This window comes from Nonomuraea sp. NPDC049758, from assembly GCF_040674635.1.
In the GTDB taxonomy this organism is placed as follows: Bacteria; Actinomycetota; Actinomycetes; order Streptosporangiales; family Streptosporangiaceae; genus Nonomuraea.
On sequence record NZ_JBFAMZ010000006.1, the window covers coordinates 439,006 to 454,894 of the forward strand.

16 protein-coding genes are annotated in these 15,889 nt (G+C 69.8%); 13 read left to right on the forward strand and 3 right to left on the reverse strand.

The annotated features are described in order from the left end of the window. Nucleotides 1–18 precede the first annotated feature (18 nt). The 11 genes from AB0J46_RS19070 to AB0J46_RS19120 all read left to right on the forward strand — a co-directional run bounded on the left by AB0J46_RS19070 (nt 19) and on the right by AB0J46_RS19120 (nt 10,582). Nucleotides 19–267, forward strand: a complete 249-nt coding sequence (locus AB0J46_RS19070) for a hypothetical protein (protein ID WP_364333218.1) — start codon at nt 19–21, stop codon at nt 265–267. Nucleotides 268–269: 2 nt separating this feature from the next. After that, nucleotides 270–1,304 carry a phage tail tube protein gene (locus AB0J46_RS19075; protein WP_364333221.1) on the forward strand — a complete coding sequence of 345 codons (1,035 nt, stop codon included), beginning with the start codon at nt 270–272 and terminating at the stop codon, nt 1,302–1,304. A gap of 7 nt (nt 1,305–1,311) precedes the next feature. Beyond that, on the forward strand, nt 1,312–1,932 hold the full coding sequence (locus AB0J46_RS19080; RefSeq protein ID WP_364333224.1) for a hypothetical protein: 621 nt from the start codon (nt 1,312–1,314) through the stop codon (nt 1,930–1,932). A 2-nt stretch (nt 1,933–1,934) separates the two neighbouring features. After that, nucleotides 1,935–2,267, forward strand: coding sequence for a hypothetical protein (locus tag AB0J46_RS19085; protein WP_364333227.1), 333 nt, complete (start codon nt 1,935–1,937; stop codon nt 2,265–2,267). A gap of 149 nt (nt 2,268–2,416) precedes the next feature. Continuing rightward, nucleotides 2,417–5,677 carry a hypothetical protein gene (locus AB0J46_RS19090; RefSeq protein WP_364333230.1) on the forward strand — a complete coding sequence of 1,087 codons (3,261 nt, stop codon included), beginning with the start codon at nt 2,417–2,419 and terminating at the stop codon, nt 5,675–5,677. Then, a complete protein-coding gene (locus AB0J46_RS19095) occupies nt 5,674–8,067 on the forward strand; it encodes a hypothetical protein (RefSeq protein ID WP_364333233.1) in 2,394 nt (797 codons plus the stop codon). Before AB0J46_RS19090 ends, AB0J46_RS19095 begins: the two co-directional genes overlap by 4 nt. A 21-nt stretch (nt 8,068–8,088) precedes the next feature. After that, nucleotides 8,089–8,520: a hypothetical protein gene (locus AB0J46_RS19100; protein WP_364333236.1), complete on the forward strand. Its 432-nt coding sequence runs from the start codon at nt 8,089–8,091 to the stop codon at nt 8,518–8,520. 9 nt (nt 8,521–8,529) lie between these two features. After that, a complete protein-coding gene (locus AB0J46_RS19105; protein ID WP_364333239.1) occupies nt 8,530–9,042 on the forward strand; it encodes a hypothetical protein in 513 nt (170 codons plus the stop codon). A gap of 22 nt (nt 9,043–9,064) precedes the next feature. Then, complete coding sequence (locus AB0J46_RS19110) at nt 9,065–9,409, forward strand: hypothetical protein (protein ID WP_364333242.1); 345 nt, start codon at nt 9,065–9,067, stop codon at nt 9,407–9,409. A gap of 20 nt (nt 9,410–9,429) precedes the next feature. Further along, the gene (locus AB0J46_RS19115) at nt 9,430–10,227 is read left to right on the forward strand and encodes an N-acetylmuramoyl-L-alanine amidase (RefSeq protein ID WP_364333245.1); all 798 of its coding nucleotides are present in this window, start codon (nt 9,430–9,432) and stop codon (nt 10,225–10,227) included. A gap of 82 nt (nt 10,228–10,309) precedes the next feature. Continuing rightward, nucleotides 10,310–10,582, forward strand: coding sequence for a hypothetical protein (locus AB0J46_RS19120; RefSeq protein WP_364333248.1), 273 nt, complete (start codon nt 10,310–10,312; stop codon nt 10,580–10,582). 179 nt (nt 10,583–10,761) lie between these two features. Here AB0J46_RS19120 and AB0J46_RS19125 read toward each other — a convergent pair whose 3' ends face one another. Both AB0J46_RS19125 and AB0J46_RS19130 read right to left on the reverse strand, forming a co-directional pair. After that, complete coding sequence (locus tag AB0J46_RS19125; protein ID WP_364333251.1) at nt 10,762–11,397, reverse strand: hypothetical protein; 636 nt, start codon at nt 11,395–11,397, stop codon at nt 10,762–10,764. Nucleotides 11,398–11,878: 481 nt separating this feature from the next. Continuing rightward, nucleotides 11,879–13,102 carry a helix-turn-helix domain-containing protein gene (locus AB0J46_RS19130; RefSeq protein ID WP_364333254.1) on the reverse strand — a complete coding sequence of 408 codons (1,224 nt, stop codon included), beginning with the start codon at nt 13,100–13,102 and terminating at the stop codon, nt 11,879–11,881. Between the two features lie 467 nt (nt 13,103–13,569). On the opposite strand from AB0J46_RS19130, the gene AB0J46_RS19135 reads away from it, so the two are divergent. Both AB0J46_RS19135 and AB0J46_RS19140 read left to right on the forward strand, forming a co-directional pair. Continuing rightward, entirely contained in the window at nt 13,570–14,415 is an 846-nt protein-coding gene (locus AB0J46_RS19135; protein WP_364333257.1) for a helix-turn-helix transcriptional regulator, read from the forward strand. Continuing rightward, complete coding sequence (locus tag AB0J46_RS19140; protein WP_364333260.1) at nt 14,412–14,627, forward strand: DUF397 domain-containing protein; 216 nt, start codon at nt 14,412–14,414, stop codon at nt 14,625–14,627. The genes AB0J46_RS19135 and AB0J46_RS19140 overlap by 4 nt, the downstream gene beginning before the upstream one ends. Before the next feature lie 51 nt (nt 14,628–14,678). Here the strand turns inward: AB0J46_RS19140 and AB0J46_RS19145 are convergent, their stop codons facing one another. Next, on the reverse strand, nt 14,679–15,263 hold the full coding sequence (locus AB0J46_RS19145) for a DUF2637 domain-containing protein (protein ID WP_364333263.1): 585 nt from the start codon (nt 15,261–15,263) through the stop codon (nt 14,679–14,681). Between the last annotated feature and the right edge of the window lie 626 nt (nt 15,264–15,889).

Consider the following 15,889-nt stretch of genomic DNA (forward strand, 5'->3'; position numbering starts at 1 on the left):
ATCTACCAGGAGGAATCGGTGGCCAGGTTGAGGTTCAAGAACATCACCGACATGGATGTCCATGTCGGCCGCCTCGACGGGCCCACCGTCGAGGCCGGGAAGGTCACGGCGGTCGAGGGCGAGGTGACCGAGCAGAGCGACGACGCGTACATCGTCGGCGAGGGCGACGACGCGCGGGCCTGGCCCAAGGCCGTCTGGGAGCTGCTGCCCGAGGCCCGATCGACCAGCACGACCGGTGCTGCCAGCACCAGCGGAAAGGAGAAGTGACGATGGCGACCGGATCGGGCCTTGACGCCCAAGTGGGATTCGCCGCCGAAACGGTGGTGGGCACGGCGGTCACGCCGACCAAGTTCGTGGAGTTCCAGAAGGAGTCCCTGGCCTGGAAGCCGACCTTCGTGGAGCCGACCGGGCTGCGCGCCGGCCGCAAGTTCAAGCGCGCCGGCCGCCTGGTGCAGTCCCGGCGGACCGTCGAGGGGTCGCTGGAGATCGAGTGGCCCACGCGCGGTATCGGGCTGCTGGTGGCGCACATGCTGGGCTCGTCCGCGGTGCCCTCGCAGATCGCCGCCACCTCGGCGTACAAGCAGATCCACGTGCCGGGCGGGTTCCTGGGCAAGTCGCTGACGTTCCAGGTCGGCCGGCCCGAACCGTCTTCGGGGGTGGTGCGGCCGCACACCTACTCCGGCTGCAAGATCAAGAGCTGGGAGTTCAAGCTCGCCTCCGACAACGTGGCCACCCTGTCGCTGGAGATCGACGGCTGGGACGAGTCGACGGTGACCGCGCTGGCCACCGCGACCTATCCGGCCGGCGCCGAGCTGTTCCCCTTCCAGGCCGGCACGCTCAAGCTCGGCGGCATACCCGCCACGACCGGCGGCGAGCTGTCCGTGACCGACGGCGTGGCGGTGGCCACCGTCATCACCGAGCTGAGCATCAAGGGCGAGACGCCGATGGCCACCGAGCGGTACGGCATCGGCCAGTCCGGCACCAAGCGCGAGCAGCTGGAGAACGACTTCCCCACGATCACCGGCAGCCTGAGCGCGGAGTTCAACAGGGCCGAGCTGTATGACCTGATGAAGAACAACACCACGTTCGCGTTCGACTTCGCGATGACGGGCTCGCCGATCCCGTCCGGGTCGGGCAACAACAACTTCCTGTCCTTCATCGCGCCGGCGTGCAAGCTCAAGGAAGCGGCACCGAGCGTCGAGGGCCCCGACCTGGTGAAGATGACCAGCGCGTTCGAGGCCTACGACAACGAGATCGACGCCCCCCTGCAGATCAAGATCGTCTCGGCCGACACGGCGCTGTGAGGGCGCGGTGAGCCTGGACGTCAAGGTCACCGGCGCCGAGGAGCTCGGCGCGCTGGCCAAGCGGCTCAAGACGGCCGGCAGCGGCAAGGCGCTGCGCAAGGAGCTGCTCAAGGCGATCCGCACCGGCGCGAAACCGGCGCTGGCCGACACCCGCCGCGCGGTCCGGGCGATCCCGGTCACCGGGTCGCGCGGCGGCGGCCGCCGGCAGCGCGAGCGCGACCGGGCCGACAAGGCGCTCGATCAGGTCTACAAGCGGATCGACGACATGGACTGGGACAGCTTCGTCGAGGCCGAGCAGAAGGCCAAGGACCGGGCCAAGAAGAACACCGGGCTACGCGACACCGTCGCGCGGTCGCTACGGCTGACCGTCAAGACCGGCAGCAAGTCGGCGAGGGTCCGCATCGAGGTCGACTCGGCCAAGATCCCCGAGGGCATGCGGACGCTGCCGCGCCACCTCGACAGCGAGAAGGGGTGGCGGCACCCGCTGTTCGGCGACCGGGAGCACTGGTACTCCCAGCGCGGCCGGCCGTGGTTCGCCTCCACCATCCGCAGACACCTGCCCGCCCTGCGCGAGCACATCCTCAAGGCGATGGACGACATCGCCGCCAAGATCGAAAAGGAAGGGTAGACATGGCGAAGGTCACCTATCAGGGCGAGACGCACGAGATCGACCTGGCCCGGCTGCCGCTGCACGAGGGCATCGCCATCCAGAAGGCGACGTCCTTCGGCGCGGTCGGCATGGGCCAGGCCCTGAAAGAGGGCGACTTCATCGCGATGGCCGCGATCGCCTGGCTCATCCTGCACTTCCGGATGGGCAAGGACATCACCTTCGATGACATCTGCACCGGGGCGCACCCGGTGAACATGGGCGACTTCACCTTCGAGCAGGAGGAGCAGGAGGAGACGCCGGACCCTCCCGCCGCCGCCGTCGCGGGGACGAGGACCTCGCGCGCAAGCGGCTGACCTACCTGCCCCACCTCGCCTACCACTTCGGGCTCCACCCGTGGGACGTCGACCGGCTCCTGGTCGAGGAGTTCCACCTGTTCTGCGCTGCTGCTGACCAACTGAACAAGCCGCCCGGCTGACCGGGCAACCCCGGGGGGAGGTGCTCCATGGCCTCCATGGGGTTCGACGTGTTCGCCCGCGACCACGCGAGCAGGACGTTCGACCAGGTCGGCGACTCGGCGCAGCGACTGGAGCGACGCCTGGGCGGTGTCGGAAAGGCCGGCGCCGGCCTGAAGGGCGACTTCGACGGCAGCAGCAAGTCGGCCGACGGGTTCGGCGCCGCTCTGTCCGGGCTGGGCGGGCGGCTGTCCGGGCTGGGCGGCCACCTGACCGGCCTCGGCGGGCAGGTCTCCGGCCTGGCCGGGCCGCTGACCGCGGCCGGCTCCAGCATCGCCAGCCTCGGCGCGTCCGTGCTCACCTCGGCCACCAAGTTCGGCGCCATGGCAGGGGCGGCCGCCTCGGCGGCGTCCAGCGTGGGCGGCCTGGTGGCCGCGCTGGCGCCCGCGGCCGGGGCCCTGGCCGCTCTCCCGGCCGGTGCCGTGCTCGGCGCCGCCGCGATGACCACTCTCAAGGTCGCCATGGCCGGCGTCGGGGATGCCTTCAAGGCGGTGCTGACCGAGGACGACCCCGAGAAGGTGCTGGAGGCCATCGCCGCCCTGTCCGAGCGGGGCGAGGAGGCGGCGCTGGCCCTGTGGGACCTGCGGCCCGCCGTCGACGACCTGCGCAACAGCGTCCAGGACGCCTTCTTCGCGCCGCTGGTCGACCAGATCAGCAAAGTCAGCCTGCTGATCCCCCTGCTGCAGGACGGCATGTCCGGAGTGGCCGGCCAGTTCGGCCGGCTCGGCGCCGCCGTCCTGGACTTCTCCCAGTCCGCCTCCGCGATCGGCCTGATCCGCAACGCCTTCGACAGCCTGCGCGAGTCCCTGTCGGCGATCCAGTCCGACACCCTGAGCGACCTCCTGGCGTCCATGGCCTACTTCGCCAACTCGACCTTGCCCGCCTTCGACGGGCTCGGCGCCGCCGTCGACCGGGCCGCGCAGAGCCTGTCCCTCTGGCTCACCACCGCGGCCGCCAGCGGCGCGGCCCTGCAGTGGATCGACAACGCCAAGGTGGTGTTCGCCCAGCTCGGCGCGATCGCCTCCGACGTCGGCGGCATCCTGGGCAGCGTCTTGTCGGCGATGAAGACGGCCGGCGGTGACGCGCTCGGCGTCCTGGGCCAGCTGCTGGACGGGCTGAACACCTTCCTGGCCAGCGCCCAGGGGCAGGCGGTGCTGGTCGAGGTGTTCAAGGCGCTGGCCGCCGCCGGTCAGGCGTTCTTCCCCGTGCTGCAGTCCGTGGCCGGCGTGCTCGGCCAGCTCGCCCCCCAGGTGGCCGCCCTGGCCACCGCCGTCGGCCCCGTCCTGTCGTCCGCCATCACCGCCCTGGGGCCCGCCGTGGCCGCCGTCGCCCCCGGGATCATCGCCATGGTCAACGGGCTCGGCCAGGCCGTCGCTGCCCTTGCGCCCGCTCTGCTGCCCCTGGGGCAGGCGATCGGTGCCGCCTTCGCCAGCGCCAAGCCCCTGATCGCCTCCCTGGGCGCCGCCGTGGCCGCCCTGGCACCCGGGATCACCGCCGTGATCGGCGGGGTCGCACAGGCCGTCTCCGCCCTGGCGCCCGCCTTGCTGCCCCTTGGGCAGGCGATCAGTGGCGCCTTCTCCAACCTGGCGCCCCTGATCGCCTCCCTGGGCCCTGCCATCGCGTCCCTGCTGCCCGGCGCCAAGGCGTTCCTCGACGCCCTGTCGTCCGGGCTGGCCGCGGTCGGCCCCCTGCTGCAGCCCCTGGGCGCCGAGCTCGGCAACGCGCTCGGCGAGCTCGGCCGCGCCCTGGGCATGATCATCCCGCAGGTGGCCAAGATCGCTGTCTCGCTGGCCCCCGCCCTGACGGCCGCGATCTCCGCGCTGGGGCCGGCGCTGGCCGCCCTGGGCCCCGGGCTGACCGCTGTTGCCCAGATGCTGTCGAGGGCGTTCGCCTCACCGGAGCTGCAGGCCGGGCTGCTGGCGCTCGGCCGGGGTCTGGCCGACATGCTGGTGGCCGCCGCGCCGCTGCTGCCCGTCGCCGCCCAGCTGGCCGGGCTCCTCGGCCAGCTGCTCGGCGCCGCGCTGACCAACCTCGGCGCCGCCCTGGGCCCGGTGATCGTCGCCCTGGGCAACGCCCTGGCCCCCGCGCTGACCGCGATCTCCGACGCGCTGACCGTCCTGACGCCGCTGATGGCGCCCCTGTATCAGGCGTTCGGCGAGGTCGCCGCCACCCTGGTCACCGAGCTGCTGCCGCCCATCCTCGACCTGATCCCGGCCGTGCTGACCGGCCTGGTGCCCGCCTTCGCCGAGATGGCCCGCCAGATGCAGCCCCTGCTGCCCACCCTGACCGAGCTGGCCAGCATGCTGGTGCGCGAGATCCTGCCCGCGATCTTGCCCATGCTGCCCGAGCTGTCCAAGCTGAGCATGGAGTTCGCCCGGCTCGGCCTGGTCGTCGCTCAGCTCATCGCCGACTTCGGGCCCGCCATCGAACGCGGCATCGCGATCTTCCAGCGGCTGCTCGACGTGCTGATCGGCCACTCGATCATTCCCGACCTGATCAACGGCATGACCAAGTGGTTCCGCGACGGCGTGCAGTGGATCAGCGGCATCCTCGGCTGGTTCGGCGAGCTGCCCGAGAAGATGGCCGCCTGGTTCGGCATCCTGGTCGACCGGACGCAGGCCAAGTGGAACGAGATCAAGAACGCCATCGCCTCCAAGGTCGAGGAGATCAAGACCAGCGTCTCCGGCAAGATCGACGAAGTGGTCGGGTTCTTCCGGGACCTGCCCGGCCGGGTCCTCGGCGGGCTCGGCGACCTGGGATCGACGCTGTACAACAGCGGCCGCTCGCTGATCCAGGGCCTGATCAACGGCTTGTACAGCATGCTGCAGGACGCCTACAACGCCGCGTCCGACATCCTCGGCCGGATCCGCAATCTGTTCCCGTTCTCGCCGGCGCGCGAGGGCCCGTTCTCCGGCAAGGGCTGGACCCTGTTCTCCGGGCAGTCCATGGCCGAGGGGCTGGCGCGCGGCCTGACTGCCGGGCGGGGCGCCGTCACCGACGCCGCCGCGGCGCTGATGGGCGCCGCCTCGGTGTCGCTCACCCCCACCCTGACCCCGGGCCTGGGCGGCGCCGGCGGCGGCGCGGCGCTGATCCCGCTGCAGGCGGCCGGCGGCGGGCTGACGATCAACCTGTACTTCAACGGCCAGCCCCTGGTCGGCCGTGACGAGATCATCCGCATGCTGATCGCGGCGCTGAACGAGGCCAGGGCCCGCGGGTTCAACCTGGGCCCCCTGGCGGGAGGGACAGCATGACGAACATGCCCGCGGTGTACTGCGAGGTCGCCTTCACCAAGGACGCGTCCGGGTTCCGGGTATGGCAGGACGTCTCCGACTTCGTGGAGTGGGATCAGGGCGTCCACATCGCCCGCCGCCGCTCGCATGAGCTCGACGACGTGCAGCCGGGCACCATGTCGCTGACGTTCGACAACAGCGACGGCCGCTTCACCGCCGGCAGGGTGGCCAGCCCGTACTACCCCTACCTCACGCTGAACCGGCCGATCCGGATTCGGGCCCGCTGGCCGGCCAGCCCGAACCTGCTGCTGGACAAGCAGGCCACGGCCGCCGACACCGCGCTGTTCTCGGCCTCAGGCGGGCTCATCGCGGTCGACGCCGCGGTGTTCCCGGCCGGGCAGACGTCGTCGATCCGCTGGTCGAACTGGTCGACCGGCAACCTGCTGCGCATCGGGTCGACGTCGACCAGCTCGGCCACCGATCAGGCCCTGCCGGTCACGGCCGGCCGCACCTACAGCCTGAGCGCGCAGGTATCCCGGTCCTCGGCCGCCGGCGCGTCCATCGCCGCGCGGATCCGCTGGTACTCCCAGACCGGGGCGTTCATCTCCGAGAGCACCGGGTCGACCGTCGTGCTGACGGTTGGGACCTTCCAGGCGGTCAGCGTGTCGGCGGCCGCCCCGGCCGGCGCGGTGTGCGCCCGGCCGGTGCTGACCACGACGCTCGGCACGACGTCGGCCGTCGTGTACGCCGGGGCGTGGCAGTTCGAGCAGGCGGCCGCGCCGACGGCCTGGACCGCGCCAGGCCGGGAGTACCGGCGGTATACCGGCTTCACCGACCGGTGGCCGCATGCCTGGAGCAACGGCGTGCTCGGCGTCGCGGCGATCAGCGCCACCGACCGGCAGAAGCTGCTGTCCCGCGACCGGATCCGCCAGGCGCTCGCCGAGGAGGTCCTGGCCACCTCGCCGACGTTCTACTACCCGCTCACCGAGCCGTCGGGGTCGCAGACCGCCGGCAACCAGGCCGCCACCGCGCAGCCCGACATGACGATCGGCCTCGCCGGGTTCGGCGGCAGCGCGGAGTTCGGCTTCCAGGGCGGCCCCGACAGCTCGACCGGCGTCCGCCTGATCCCGAGCAACACCAGCAGCGGCCGCTTCCTGATCTCGACACTCACCACCCCCCTGGGAGGCGTGTCCGGGATCAGCCTCGCGGTGTGGGTCAACTTCCTGGCCGGGACGATGACCGGCCAGAACCGGCTCATCTACGTCGACAACGGCACCGACACCACGCACATGCGGGTGAACTACGCGCCGAGCTCCAACTTCCTCAGCATCGGCGTGCGCACGCCGGCCGGGGCGGCGGCCGGCACCAGCACGGCGTTCAACCTCGACGACGGCCAGCTGCACCTCGTGGTGGCCACCGCCGAGTACATCGGCTCCACGATGCGGCTGCGCGTCTACATCGACGGCACGATGGCCATCGACACCTCGCCCACGTTGAGCATCGGCCCCTGGTCGCTGCTGCCGCGGGTGCGGGTCGGAGGCCTGCCGCTGACCGCGCTCGACCCCGCCGAGCTGATGGACGGGCTCGTCAGCCACGTCGCCGGCTGGAACACCGTCCTATCCCAGGCCCAGGCCGCCGCCCTGTCCGGTGCGCGCAACGGGTTCGCCGGCGAGCTGTCCGGCGCCCGCATGGCGCGCATCGCCTCCTGGGCCGGGCTGACCGCCACCGCGTTCGACGCCGGCGCCTCCCTGCTGGACCGGCACCCCGGCGGCGAGCAGACCCCGCTGGCCGCCTTCAAACAGGCTGCCTTCTCCGACGCCGGGCTGTTCTTCATGAGCGGCGACGACGTGGCCGTCTTCCATGACCGCAACCGCCGGGTGCTCGGCGCCGCCGCGACGATGACGTTCACCGCCGACCAGCTCGGCGGTGATCTGCAGTTCGTGATGGATGACCAGCTGCTCGTCAACGACGTGACGGTCAGCCGGTCCGGGCAGACCGTCACCCGCGTGATCGACCAGGTCAGCATCGCCGAGAACGAAGGCGTCTACGCCGGGAGCCTGGACACGCTGCTGTACTCCGACACCGACGCCCTGGACCGGGCCGCCTACACCCTGAGCACCTACGGCCACCCGCAACCGCGCGCCGGGCAGATCAGCGTCGACGCCCACTCCCTTGGCACGGTGTGGGATCAGATGCTCGGCTCCGACATCGGCCAGCGCATCTCCATCACCGGCCTGCCCGCCGAGGCGCCCTCGACCTCCCTGGCGCTGTGGTGCGAAGGCGTGGCCGACACCATCACCGACAGCACCTGGAGGTTCGTGCTCGACACCTCGCCGGTGCGCGACACCCCGCTGTTCATCCTCGATGACGCCGTCTACGGCACCCTCGACAACAACTACCTGGGCTGGTGACACGTGGCCGTACGAGCACGCTTGCGGTACCTGGAGCACTGCATCCCCGCGCCGCAGCCGCTGACGACCTGGCAGGCCTACTGGGCACTCGCCGACTCCCGGCGAGCCGCCAGCCACCAAGGGCCCGTGCCGCGGCCCACCGGCGACAACCCGGAGAAGATGGCATACGCGCGCGTCGACGACGGCCGGTGGATCGCTGACTGCCCCTGGGGGTGCGGCTCCGCGTTCAACCTGCCCGCCGGCGCGACGTGGATGTGGTGCACCGAGTGCGCCGGGGGAGGCCTCGGCCTGACCGCCGCGCTGGTCTGGCCTGAGGGCATGGACCGGCTGACGGCGAACCTGGAGAGCCTGCCGGCGATGGTGCAGATGTGGCCGTGCGCGGCCTGCCTGTCCCGGCTCGGGACGGGCCAGCTGTGCGCCGGGTGCCGCGGCATGCAAGGGGAGGCGGTGTAGGTGGCTACGGTGCCGGTCCCGCGGACCTGGACGGTGGGTGAGCTGCTGACCGCGTCCAAGATGAACGCCGACGTCCGCAACGGGCTCAACTTCCTGTTGTCCGGCAAGCCGCTGGCGATCTTGACGCGGTCGTCGATCCAGAACTTCAACCACAACACCCCGGCCCCGGTGACCTGGAACAGCGAGGTCATCGACCGCGATGGCGGCCACGACAACGTCACGAACCCGACCAGGTACACCGCGCAGACGGCCGGTTGGTACAACGTCACCGCGATGCTCAACTGGGTCAACTTCGCCGGTGGATCCCGATATCTGGGCCTGAACCGCAGCGGCGCCGCCGTGTACACCGAGGCGCGCGGAGCCTCCCCGGCCTCCTATCCCTCCGTCAACTTGCTGGCCGTCCCGATCTTCCTGTCGCTCGGCGACTACGTGACGGCCGAGGGGATGCAGGACTCGGGCAGCACGATCAACATCCAGCCCGGTTTCAGTCAGCTGACCCTTGAGTGGGTCAGCACGGCGTGACCGCCTGTCGCAAGGAGGGCCCGTGACCGATCCACCGGGCAACGTCGAGCTCGCGCTGGCCAAGCTGTCGGAGATCACCGCTGTCGGCCTGGCCGAGATAAAGGGCCAGCTCGCGCTCCTCATGCAGCGCGCCGATCACGCCGATTGGCGCGTCGACCAGCTGACCCAGCGCCAGGACGCCGACCGCGCCATGGCCACGGCCGCCGCCGAGGCACTGGAGAAGCGGGTTGACGCCATCGAGCGCGACGGGGTGACGCGTACCCAGCTGGCCGATAGCCGCCGGCAGACCATCGGCGTGGTCAGTGTCATCGTCGCCGTGATCAGCGTGGTCGTCGCCGTGATCGGCATCATCATCGCCCGCCTCTGACCGACACACCTGGAGACGTCATGGCCATCGACCTCATCACCCGCGCCGAGTGGCGGGCCCGCAGACCTACGGGCTCCTACACCAGCCTCGACCGCACCCGAGGGGTGAAGGTCCACTACACCGGCGGCCGCGTCGACCCGCGGACCGTCGAGGACCACGACCTGTGCGTGGCCGCCGTCCGCGGGATCCAGCGCGGGCACATGGACTCCAACGGGTGGATGGACATCGGCTACACCGCGGCCGTCTGCGCTCACCGGAAGGTGTTCGTCGGCCGCGGCCTGCACCATCTCCCGGCCGCGAACGGGCCCGGCCAGAACTCCGGGCACTACGCCGTGCTCGGCCTGGTCGGCAACAGCGGCCTGATCGTCCCGCCGGCGCAGATGCTGCACGGGATCTGTGACGCGATCGAGTGGCTCAGGGCGGAGGGCGGCGCCGGACTGGAGATCAAGGGGCACCGCGACGGCTACTCCACCGACTGCCCCGGCCCCGAGCTGTACGCCTGGGTCCGGGCCGGTGCCCGCCGGCCCGGCGCCGTACCGGACGACCCGCCGGCGCCGGGCAAGCCGTCGGCGCCGCCGTTCCCTGGGCGGCTCCTCAGCTACCCGCCGATGACGACTGGCGCCGACGTCTACAGCTGGCAGTGCCAGATGCGCGACCGCGGCTGGGACCTGATCCCGGACGCCTGGTACGGGGAGCGCTCGCGCGACATCTGCGTGGCGTTCCAGCGGGACTCGACGGCGCACGGCTGGCCGCTCGACGACGACGGCGTGGTGGGACCGGCCACCTGGCGGGCCGCCTGGGAGCGGCCCGTCTCTTGACGCAGCGCTCAAGAGGCCCAGCCGTCGGCAGGTTCCTGATTTTCGCCCCGGAATGAGGGGCGCATCCCTGAAGGAGTGGCACATGCATCCTGTTCCCAAGACACCGTTCGCCGTACGGTATCCGCTGCTCGTGAGGGGCGGCGTCGCCCTGCTCCTCATGGGCGTCACGCGCCTCGCGGTAGCGCTCGGCTGGTTCCCGCCCGAGTGGGAGCTGTCCGAGACGGGCGTCGAGCAGCTCCTTGACGGCGCTTACGCCGCGTGGGCGTGGATCAGCAGCCAGAGGAAGGTCACGCCAGTAGCCGATCCACGAGATGACTACGGGCGCCCCCTGGTCCAGGGTCACGTCGAGCGGTAGGCCCGTCGGTCAGATCACCCTCGCCCCCGCGCCCCTCCCGATGGAGGAGCGCGGGGGCGCACTTCGTGCTGCCGAGGCAGCCTCACGAGGGCGCGACGGCGCAGGAGGCCCCAAGCAACCCCCTGGGCCCTCAACCGCACCGCCGCGCGTCTATGGGACGGGGCCGACCTCAGCCGGCCTTAGCCGTGGAGTGACTCACGCCAGGCGGTCACAGGTGTCCTTGGGTGATCCACCTGGACCTGCTCGAGGCCGTCGAGGGAGACGATCAGCTGTTGCGCCAAGGCGTACTCGAGGTCGCGGAACGCGTCGAGCGGCAGTTCGACGGCCTCCTCGGCGAGCACCACACCGCGCCCGAGTTTGGGACGGTACAGGTCCGCCACGACCCCGAAGGGCTCGCAGCGGCGGGCGGTGTAGACGTGCGATTCGGGGCGCAGGCGGGGGCAGAGAAGGCGGGCGGTAGGGATACACGGCGAGCAGGTGGGCGGTACATGCGTAAACGGCTGGCCGGCGGCCGAAGCGCCAGGAGGCTCGGGCATCAGCCACGAGATCCGGCCCTCATCGTCCACCGCGGAACGGCCGCACACCTGACACAGCATGTGGAGCATGCATCGCCGCTGTCGGCCGGTGTTGACCAGCTTCCATAGCGGTCGACCGGAGCGCGACAAGCCGTGCCGGTGCCAGAGAGCCCCGAACATCCAATCGGTGTCGATCGCGTCCGTGTAGGAGAGGCGGAGCCCGTCCGTCGCCTCGAGGTGCGCAGCCAAGACGAGCCGATAAGGGATGGTCTCGTCCTCGTGGGCGGTGACATACGGCACGACGGCGGGCCGAGACGCACGCAGGAAGGGGCGCGCCCCAGCGCTCGACTGATCCGGGGAGCAGGGCATGTCAGTCCCCCGGTTCGACGCGCAGTTCGTCGCCGTCGCGCCGGATTCTGGCCAGGACCGCGACGTGCCGGTATGAAGAACTGAGGCCACCGCTGTCGAGACCCACCATGGCGATGTCTCCCGTAGCTGTGGGCCCAAGCCGCTTCATCGCTGCGGTGAGTTCTCCGGTGGCGGTGTCCCAAGACTTGGAGATGCCGCCGGCGCCGCAATTGCTCTCGTCTCGGCATGCCCATCGATACAGGAGGGCTGGCGCTGAGCTCGCTTGCGGCGGAAATAGCAAGGTCGTTACTGCTGATGCGCTCTGCACGGGCACCAGTGTGATCTGTGACACATGCCAGAGCGGGTGCACTCTTCCCCCTCTGGCCAGGGGTGCAGTTTGCTACCCCTGGCCGAGGGTGCGAATCGCGTTCGGTCAGGCGGGGATGCCGAGGAGGGTGGCGAACTGGCGTGCCTCCCGGGCCACGAGCGGGCCGCCGCCGTCGAGAGCGTCGACGGCGATGCCGCGGGCGAGCGGCTGGTACATGACTCCCTCGGAGCTGGCGTTGTACGCCAGGCGCAGGAAGTGCAGTGCGCCTGCCCAGTCGCGCTGCAGCTGGTAGGCGCGCGCGGTCTCGATGAGGAGGCGTGCCCGCCGGTCGAGGGATGCGACCGTGTCAGGGTCGATCTGCTCGGCGCGCCGGCGAGCCTCGTGTCCCTTGGACAGGTCGGCGCCGACGCTGACGGCATGGATGTCAGCGTTCGCGCGCCCGAACACCGTCCACGGGTGCATGTAGCTCCCGCCGAGGCGCTCGGCCGTCCGGTCCGCCTCATCCCAGTACCGCCAGGCATCGCCCTCGCGGCCGGCGCGAGCGCACGTTACTGACTGGTGCAGGTGCAGGGCGCCCCACAGCCCCCGTAGGTCGTTGGGGCCCTCTTCCAGGTAAGGCTGCAGCAACCCGATCGCGTCGTCGACCAGCTCGCGGGCACCGTCGAAGTCGCTGACCGCCCGGCGTACGTTGGCCAGGACCCAGGCCGCGCCGGCGAGCGTCTCGGGCGTGTCTGCCTCCTGGGCCGCGGTGATGCCGCGGTCGGCGGTCAACCAGAGCAGCTCGGGCTCGCTCGTCCAGGCCAGGACCTGCTCGCACAGGCCGTAGACGTCGGCGAGGGCCGCGTACGCCAGGCGCCGCTCTCGCGCCTCGGTTGCGCGGACGGCCGCGCGCGCATCCGTGATGAGCGCGGGGAGGATCCGGCCGACGTCGGTCCGCTGGGTCGGGCTGGCGTGCCACGTGCGCCAGGCATGGGCAACCCGCTGCTGGAGCGCGGCGACGTCGACCGGGGCGCTGGCGGGGACAAGGGGCTGGGCGTGCACGGCCTCACGGATCGCCGGCACTGCCGGGTGTGGAATGCGGCGCCACGACGCAACGGGGATGGGAACCTGCTCCCCGGTCAACTCGGCCAGGTCGCCCACGCCGAGGATCTCGGCCAGTCTCAGCAGGACAGAAAGCTTGGGCTCTCCGCGGCGGCCGCGCTCGATGTCCTTGAGCCACTGCGCCGAGTACCCCATCAGTCCGGCCACAGTCTCGCGGTTCATGCCGCGTCGTTCGCGAATGGTTTGAATACGAGCGCCGATACTCTTACCGGCCAGGTCGTCGATCATGGTGATCGTGTCCTATGCTCTTGTTGTTCCGATGACTACATCCACCGTACGCCGCAGGTAATGCTGGTGTCAGGATGTGGAATGCAGGCGCCCCGTGGTTTCGACCGCGGGGCGTCGCTGCTTTCGTCGGATGTTCCGACATTAGGAGCACTGACGCGCCAGTCCTGGAATCGGTTTACTGGGTCCTCCCTATCAATCCGGGAACTTTTCACGCCACCCGTATGCGGGGGGTTGTATGGTGACGCACCTAGGCGAATGGGCTTGGTTACAACCCCCGCCAAGCACTGTGGCCCCTCGGGGCATGAGCGACCGATGATCGGGCTGGGAGTTCTTTCACCAGCCGTTCATGCCCCGGGGCCACTTCCGCATCATGGTGCACGCACAGTACGGGATTCAATGCACAGTGCAGATTCTTCTGTGACCTGCTGACTGTTCCTTCGGCCGTCTTGATGTTGGACACTTTGCCTGTGACGGAGACGAGCAAAGCGTCTTTGCAGCTCATGCGTCTGGGCCGCGAGCTCAGGCAGTTGCGACAGCAGGCGGGACTCACAGCGGAATCAGCTGCCGACCAACTTGGGTGGTCGCGCTACAAGGTCACCCGCATCGAGTCAGCCAAGACCCGGCCCACGCCCCTGGATGTGGCGGCCGCGCTCGATGTGTACGGGGCGGCCGCGTCGGCCAGGCGTGCACTCATGCGTCTGGCGGCCAAGGCGCGCGATAGCAGCACGGCGTGGTGGACGCAGTTCGGCGACGTCCTCACAGGCTCGTTCGTGGGCATGGAAGACGCAGCGTTGACGATCCGCTCGTGGCAGCCGCAGCTCGTTCCCGGACTCCTGCAGACTGAGGACTATGCGCGCGCCGTCATCGGCGCGTTGCGGCCGGAGGACCCGCCCGAGATGGTTGAGCGGCGGGTACTGGCCCGCATGCGCCGGCGGGAACTGCTCGACCGTGAAGACGCTCCCCGCCTGCAGGTGGTGATTTCCGAGGCCTCGCTGGTGAGGCCGATCGGCGGGTGGCTCACAATGGGTGAGCAACTGCGCGTCCTGGCCGCCGAGGAGCGGCCGAATGTCGAGCTGAGGGTATTGCCGTTCGACGTAGGCGCCCATGCCGGGCTTGAAGGACCATTCGTCATCCTTGGCTTCCCCAAGGACGTATATCCGGATGTGGTCTACCTGGACCACATCGATAGCGATGTGCTCATTGAGCCCCTGGTGAGCGGCTATCAACGGCGGTGGTCCAGCCTGACGAGTGCAGCGCTAGAGCCGGGGAGGTCCCGGCAGAAGATCGTTCAGATCATGGAGGCTCACACGTGATCAACGCGGATGTGATCGACAAGGGGCGAGCGGAATGGCGTAAGTCGTCATTCAGCGGTGGCGGCAACGACTGCGTTGAGGTCGCCACCAACCTGCCCGGCGTCGTTGGGGTGAGAGACAGCGAAGACCCTTTGGGGCCTGTGCACTGGTTCACGCTGAGCCAGTGGCGGGCCTTCACTGCGGGCGTGCGCGACGGACAGTTCGACGTCTGATCGCCGAGCAGCGGGCCCTCACACGAGATCCGTGTGGGGGCCCGCTGCTTGTCACGGGGCCGGGGCGAGCGTCCTCTGGGTCGCCTGCTTCACGATGGCGGCCGCCCACCGGCGCGACTGCCCGAACTGCTGGGCAAGGCGTCGTTGCGACAGCGGTTCGCCGGCGTCGACGCTCGCGACGTACACCGCGAGTGCCTCCTGGTCCATGTCGGCGCCGGCCTGGTCCGCGGTGGCCCGGGCGTCGGCACGCAGCAACCACATCAGGAGCTCGTACGAGCCGACGAGCGCCACGGCGGGCCAGGCTGACACGACGGCGCCGATGATGCCGTTGTCCCAGCCGTGCGCGACGTTGGCGCCGAGGGTGGCCACGATGCCGAGGGCCAAGAGGATGCGGGCCAGGACTGGCGCGGACTGGCCCAACCGGGCCGCCTGCAGCATCGCCATGCTGGAGGCGTAGACGAGCCCGTCCACGGTTGCCGGGACCAGGACGGCGGTCAGCCCGGTCTCGCCGTGGGAGACAACGAGCTCGTAGGCGTGGCGATAGGAGACGATCGCGGCGACGGCCGCGATGAGGAGGACGACGAAGATCGTTGATCCCTTGATGATCGCGTCGGGGGAGAGGTGAGGGAACTTCATAGGTGCTACTGCCTCAGCAAGATCGTTGGGGACACGGGTGGGACATGATCTTGATGTGGCTGTGGTCGCGAAAAGTCGCGAAGATCCGCAACCGGTCGTGAAAGGGCTGGTAGACCGTAAGACGCGATCAAGAGCCCCAGGTGAACGGGTGTGCGAATCGTTCCTGATAAGGAAGAGGTCCCAGGTTCAAGTCCTGGTAGCCCCACCTTTCTAACCAGCAAAAAGGCCGCGTTCCGATCTTCGGAATGCGGCCGTTCTGCTGTCTGAGTGCCTATCTGCTTGACTAAGCTTCCCGCGCTCATGTCTTGAAGATCTGATCCATGACTACCGCTCCGCCTTGGAGTACCGGACGGATCTGCTTGCGGTAGACCAGTTCCGTGACGGCCAAGCTGGCCGGGGTGGTCGCGGTTGGCTATGCAAACAGGCCGGGAAAGGCCGAACGACTTGCCACGGCCGGAGCGGATCTCGTCGTTACCAGCATGGTCGAGCTCTCGGATGCGCTCAGGTAAATACTCTCTCCGTGACGGCGGGACCTGCGCCTATACCGAAGGGGCTCGTACCGCTTATGCTGCCGGGATGATCAGGCCCCGCGTATTGTGCTCTGTAGCTTTAGGTGTTGCGTGGTC

What these genes read in the sequence shown, in the direction of transcription:
- AB0J46_RS19075 (WP_364333221.1), top strand. Translation starts at nt 270, where the DNA reads ATGGCGACCGGATCGGGCCTTGACGCCCAAGTGGGATTCGCCGCCGAA.
- AB0J46_RS19085 (WP_364333227.1), top strand. Translation starts at nt 1,935, where the DNA reads ATGGCGAAGGTCACCTATCAGGGCGAGACGCACGAGATCGACCTGGCC.
- AB0J46_RS19090 (WP_364333230.1), top strand. Translation starts at nt 2,417, where the DNA reads ATGGCCTCCATGGGGTTCGACGTGTTCGCCCGCGACCACGCGAGCAGG.
- AB0J46_RS19095 (WP_364333233.1), top strand. Translation starts at nt 5,674, where the DNA reads ATGACGAACATGCCCGCGGTGTACTGCGAGGTCGCCTTCACCAAGGAC.
- AB0J46_RS19115 (WP_364333245.1), top strand. Translation starts at nt 9,430, where the DNA reads ATGGCCATCGACCTCATCACCCGCGCCGAGTGGCGGGCCCGCAGACCT.
- AB0J46_RS19120 (WP_364333248.1), top strand. Translation starts at nt 10,310, where the DNA reads ATGCATCCTGTTCCCAAGACACCGTTCGCCGTACGGTATCCGCTGCTC.
- AB0J46_RS19130 (WP_364333254.1), bottom strand. Translation starts at nt 13,102, where the DNA reads ATGATCGACGACCTGGCCGGTAAGAGTATCGGCGCTCGTATTCAAACC.
- AB0J46_RS19145 (WP_364333263.1), bottom strand. Translation starts at nt 15,263, where the DNA reads ATGAAGTTCCCTCACCTCTCCCCCGACGCGATCATCAAGGGATCAACG.